Genomic DNA, 5,214 nt, shown 5'->3' with positions numbered 1-5,214 from the left:
GTTTTTCGTTCATTTTCACGCCGTTTTCACCGCCACAACCGTCAGGTTGTCTTTTTTTGGCCGCGGGGCGCGAAGCTTTCGGGCTCCCGCGCGGACCTAGTTTGAGAGAGGGAAAACCATTTTAATTCAAGGACAAGGGCGCAGTGGCGACGAGGTCGCGCCGCGCAGCGTTTCACGTGGAACATATCAAGAACATTGCTCCCCGCGGCGATTGTGGTTCATCCGCCATTTTCACTTTCACCCGCTGGAATTCATTCCGCAATCGCGCCTCGTTCCAGCCTAATCGTTCGGCAAATTCCTCGCCAAAGCCTCCAGCACCGCCATGCGCACGGCGACGCCCATCTCTACCTGTTCGCGGATCAGGCTCTGGGCGCCGTCGGCGACGCCGGAGTCGATCTCGACGCCACGATTCATCGGGCCGGGATGCATGACCAGAGCGTCGGGCTTGGCGTAGGCCAGCTTTTCGGGGTCCAGGCCGAAAAAGCGGAAATATTCGCGCGTCGAGGGAATGAAGGCGCCCTGCATTCTTTCGCGTTGCAGACGCAACATCATTACGATGTCGGCGTCCTTGAGTCCTTCGCGCATGGTGTTGAACACTTCGACGCCCAATTGGCCGATGCCGGTCGGCATCAAGGTAGAGGGGCCGACTACCCGCACCCGCGCGCCAAGGCAGGACAACAGGATGAGATTGGAGCGGGCGACGCGCGAATGCAGCACGTCGCCGCAAATGGCCACCGTCAGGCCCTCGATGCGACCCTTGGCGCGGCGTATGGTCAGGGCGTCGAGCAAGGCCTGGGTCGGATGTTCATGGGCGCCGTCGCCAGCGTTGATCACGGCGCAGTCGACCTTTCGCGCCAGCAGGTGCGCGGCGCCGGCCTGGCTGTGGCGCACCACGATAATGTCTGGACGCATGGCGTTAAGGGTGATCGCTGTGTCAATCAGCGTCTCGCCCTTTTTCACAGACGAATTGGCCACCGACATGTTCATCACATCGGCGCCCAGGCGCTTTCCGGCCAGTTCGAACGAACTTTGGGTGCGGGTCGAGGCCTCGAAGAACAGATTGATCTGTGTGCGGCCAGAAAGGCGGGTCTTTTTCTTTTCGACCTGCCGCGACACTTCGATCGCCTGTTCCGACAGTTCGAGCAGATGCAGAATGTCGAAACGCGACAACCCCTCCATGCCTAGAAGGTGTTTGTGAGGGAAGGACGAGGCAGGATGGGACATTTTTCAGGCTCTAACCGAGACAGGGGCCATTCGCAAGCGGCGCCAAACTTGCGCAAATTTCGGGCTGTGTCCAAGGACCATTTGACAGGAAGGCGGCGCTCGCCCATTTTCCGGCGCATTCCGGGCAGCAAGGCCCGTCCCGCTTCAGCTTTCTGGCCGGTCATCCGGTCTTCCGGGGTCATCGCATGGACGTCGTCATCGTCGAATCGCCTGCCAAGGCCAAGACGATCAACAAATATCTCGGCAAGAATTTCGAGGTCATCGCCTCGTTCGGACACGTACGTGACCTGCCAGCCAAGGATGGCTCGGTCGACCCGGCCGACGACTTCAAAATGCTGTGGGAAGTGGACGGCAAGGCCGGCAAGCGCCTTTCCGACATCGCCGCTCTGGTCAAGGACGCCGACCGCATCGTCCTCGCCACCGATCCGGATCGCGAGGGAGAGGCCATTTCCTGGCATGTTCTCGAAGTTTTACGCGCCAAGAAAGTGCTGAAGGACAAGCCGGTTGACCGCGTGGTGTTCAACGCCATCACCAAGGATGCGATCCTGGAGGCGATGAAACATCCGCGCCGGATAGACGAGAGCCTGGTTGAAGCCTATCTCGCCCGCCGAGCGCTGGATTATCTGGTCGGCTTCAATCTTTCCCCGGTGCTGTGGCGCAAACTGCCCGGCGCCCGCTCGGCCGGCCGCGTGCAATCGGTCGCCTTGCGGCTTGTCTGCGACCGCGAACTGGAAATCGAGAAATTCAAGGCCCGCGAATATTGGTCGCTGGTGGCGCATTTGCGCAATCAGGCCGACGCACCGTTCATCGCCCGCCTCGTCGGCGCCGACGGCAGGAAGATCACCCGCCTCGACATCGGAGAGGGAGCGGAGGCCGAGGCTTTCAAACAAGCTCTGGACAAGGCTTCCTTTACCGTCAAATCGGTCGAGGCCAAGCCGGCTAAGCGCCATCCTTACGCGCCCTTCACTACCTCCACCCTGCAGCAGGAAGCTTCGCGCAAACTGGGCATGGCGCCGGAAATCACCATGCGAGTCGCCCAGCGCCTTTATGAAGGCGTCGACACCGGAGGCGAGACGGTCGGTCTCATCACTTATATGCGAACAGACGGCGTCGATGTCGCACCAGAGGCCGTTTCGGCGGCGCGAGCCGTGATCGGCAAGGAATTCGGCGACAAATATGTGCCAGGCGTTCCGCGCAAATATTTGGTCAAGGCGAAGAACGCCCAGGAGGCCCATGAGGCTATCCGGCCGACCGACATGTCGCGCCTGCCCAAGAATGTCGCCCGCTTTCTGCAGCCCGATCAGGCCAGGCTTTATGAATTGATCTGGACGCGCATGATCGCCAGCCAAATGGAATCGGCGGTGCTGGAGCGCACCACGGTCGAAATCGAGGCGCTAGCAGGCGCGAGGACGTTGGATCTGCGCGCCACCGGCCAGGTCGTGCGCTTCGATGGCTTCCTAAAACTTTATCAGGAAGGCAAGGACGATGAGGAGGATGAGGAATCCGGGCGTCTGCCCGCGCTGAGCCAAGGCGAGGCGCTGAAAAAGGACAAGATCGACGCCACCCAGCATTTCACAGAACCGCCGCCGCGCTATACTGAGGCGACCTTGGTTAAGCGTATGGAAGAGCTGGGGATCGGGCGTCCCTCGACCTATGCCTCGACGCTGGCTGTGTTGCGTGAGCGCGATTACGTCAAGATCGAGAAGAAGCGTCTCGTCCCGGAGGACAAGGGCCGGCTTGTCACTGCATTTCTCGAAAGCTTTTTCGGCCGCTACGTCCAGTATGACTTCACCGCTGCGCTCGAAGAACAGCTCGACCGCGTCTCCAATTCCGAACTCGACTGGAAACAGGTGCTGCGCGATTTCTGGACCGAATTTTCAACAGCGATCGACGGCACCAAGGAATTACGCACCACGCAGGTGCTCGACAGCCTCAACGACCTGCTCGGTCCGCATATTTTTCCGGCCAAAGAAGACGGCTCCAATCCCCGCGCCTGCCCCTCCTGCGGCAGCGGTCAATTGTCGCTGAAACTCGGCAAATTCGGCGCCTTCATCGGCTGTTCCAATTATCCGGAATGCAAATACACCCGCACCCTGTCTGACCGGGGCGAAAGCGCCGCCAAGGGCGTCGAGGGCGAGCGCCCCGGCCTCAAGGTTCTCGGCGAAGACCCGGCTACGGGACAAGAAATCACCCTGCGCGACGGGCGTTTCGGCGCCTATGTGCAGGAGGGCGAATACGACAAGCCGAAGCGCTCGTCTTTAGCGGCAAACATGAAGCCCGAGGACGTAACGCTGGAGATGGCGCTGGCGCTATTGTCGCTGCCGCGCGAAGTGGCCAAGCATCCCGAAAGCGGCGAACCGATCCTCGCCGGCATCGGCCGCTACGGCTCCTATGTCCAGCACAAGAAGACCTACGCCAATCTGGCCAAGGATGAGAACGTTCTGGATATCGGCGCCAATCGCGCCATAGACCTGATCATAACCAAGGAGGCAGGCGGCGGACGTTTCGGCGGCGGTGGCGAAATCCGCGCCGTCGGCAACCATCCGCAGGGCGGCGCCATCGCGCTCAAGGCGGGGCGTTTCGGCCCCTATCTTGCCTGGGGCAAGGTCAACGCCACCCTACCCAAGGGAACCGACATCACTTCCCTGACGCTCGAACAGGCAGCGGCGATCGTCGACGCCAAGGCGGCTGGCGCGCCCAGCGACGGGCGGTTGCTGGGCGAACATCCCGACGGCGGACCGATCGCCGCGCGCGCCGGGCGTTTTGGTCCCTACGTGTCGTGGAACAAGGTCAACGCCACATTGCCGAAATCGATGACGCTGGAGAGTGTAACCATCGAAGAGGCCACCAGGCTGATCGAGGACAAGATCGCGTCCGGCGGGGGCAAGCCAAGCAAGAAGCCGGCGGCGAAAAATACGGCTGCAAAGAAACCGGCCGCGAAAAAGGCCCTGGCCAAGAAAACGCCAACCAAGACGGTGGGAAAGAAAGCGCCCGCCAAGGTGGAGATCGAAGATTCCGACGAGACGCCCTTCGAGGGCGGCGCCCCTGCAAAAAAGCCAGCGGCCAAGAAATAACGCGATCCGTTTTACAAAGCCTCTTCGGGTGCGCAGCGAACCAATCCTCTTTGCAACTTCTTCGCTTCGCTAGCTATGACTGCGCAGGTGAAGCTGCTAGGGGGACTGTTTGCAAACCGCCACGTATTCGCGTGCGTCGTCTTCGTCATGGTTGAAATGGACGACGCGGCTGTTGACGCCATGGGCGACCAACGTGCGGCGAACGTCGCGCGAGGCGCCGCAGATCGTGACCCGCAAACCATGGCGGCGTTCGCGTTCGATGAATCCTTGCAAAGCGTGGGCCGCGGCACCGTCGGCGAGTGGAACGCGCGTCAGGTCGAGCACAAAAGCCCTGGGCCGCCGCCCTATGTGATCGAGCGCGGCAGCGACCATGCTTGCGGCGCCAAAAAAAACGGTCCAGAAATGCGATAGACGATGAAATCGGGATCACGTTCGCGGTCCTGATCATCGGATTCCGAAGAATCGGCCTGATCTTCCTCCAATACCGTCTCGTGCGTCTCTACAGCGACCATCCGCGCCATGCGATGCATGAAAATAAGTGAACCCAGCGTGACGCCGACGGCTATGCCCACCGTTATGTCCTGCACCACCGTCAGGATCGCCGTAGTCAAGAAGACCACCGTCTCGCCCTGGTCATATTTGAAGATGATGGCGATCTGGTCCTTTTCCACCATGTTCCAGATGCTATGGAGGCGGACTCGCGGCAAACTGCAGCGGTCCGATTCATCGCAGCGGAGCTCTTCTCATGCCGACGAACAACGCCTCTCGCGTAGTCTATCTTGCCATTGAGCATCGTCCTGGGTTGTCGCCTGCCGGCAGCCAGAGAACGAGAAAGTTAAATTGCACCGGATGGAGGCCGGCGACTGCGAGGCGCTCCTGGCGATCATATCGGACTTGCGGCGCAAGGCGGCCGCGA

4 protein-coding genes are annotated in these 5,214 nt (G+C 60.8%); 1 reads left to right on the top strand and 3 read right to left on the bottom strand.

The genetic code is table 11. The annotated features are described in order from the left end of the window. Positions 1-279: 279 nt before the first annotated feature. Positions 280-1,224: an aspartate carbamoyltransferase catalytic subunit gene (locus tag ACLP2E_RS17720; protein ID WP_442466693.1), complete on the bottom strand. Its 945-nt coding sequence runs from the start codon at positions 1,222-1,224 to the stop codon at positions 280-282. Between the two features lie 185 nt (positions 1,225-1,409). On the opposite strand from ACLP2E_RS17720, the gene topA reads away from it, so the two are divergent. Beyond that, entirely contained in the window at positions 1,410-4,298 is a 2,889-nt protein-coding gene (gene topA / locus ACLP2E_RS17715) for a type I DNA topoisomerase (RefSeq protein WP_442466692.1), read from the top strand. 96 nt (positions 4,299-4,394) lie between these two features. Here the strand turns inward: topA and ACLP2E_RS17710 are convergent, their stop codons facing one another. Together ACLP2E_RS17710 and ACLP2E_RS17705 are read right to left on the bottom strand one after the other, a co-directional pair. After that, positions 4,395-4,670, bottom strand: a complete 276-nt coding sequence (locus tag ACLP2E_RS17710; protein WP_442464776.1) for an STAS domain-containing protein — start codon at positions 4,668-4,670, stop codon at positions 4,395-4,397. Beyond that, positions 4,643-4,972: a hypothetical protein gene (locus ACLP2E_RS17705; RefSeq protein WP_442466691.1), complete on the bottom strand. Its 330-nt coding sequence runs from the start codon at positions 4,970-4,972 to the stop codon at positions 4,643-4,645. Before ACLP2E_RS17705 ends, ACLP2E_RS17710 begins: the two co-directional genes overlap by 28 nt. Positions 4,973-5,214 lie beyond the last annotated feature (242 nt).

It is taken from the genome of Rhodoblastus sp. (assembly GCF_052145335.1).
GTDB lineage: Bacteria > Pseudomonadota > Alphaproteobacteria > Rhizobiales > Beijerinckiaceae > Rhodoblastus.
The sequence above is the reverse complement of the archived record's forward strand: the minus strand, read 5'-3'. Positions and strand labels throughout refer to the sequence as shown.

Bases quoted from the DNA above. Each gene is read 5' to 3' on its own strand.
- ACLP2E_RS17720 (WP_442466693.1), bottom strand. From the start codon at position 1,224: ATGTCCCATCCTGCCTCGTCCTTCCCTCACAAACACCTTCTAGGCATG.
- ACLP2E_RS17710 (WP_442464776.1), bottom strand. From the start codon at position 4,670: ATGGTCGCTGCCGCGCTCGATCACATAGGGCGGCGGCCCAGGGCTTTT.
- topA (WP_442466692.1), top strand. From the start codon at position 1,410: ATGGACGTCGTCATCGTCGAATCGCCTGCCAAGGCCAAGACGATCAAC.
- ACLP2E_RS17705 (WP_442466691.1), bottom strand. From the start codon at position 4,972: ATGGTGGAAAAGGACCAGATCGCCATCATCTTCAAATATGACCAGGGC.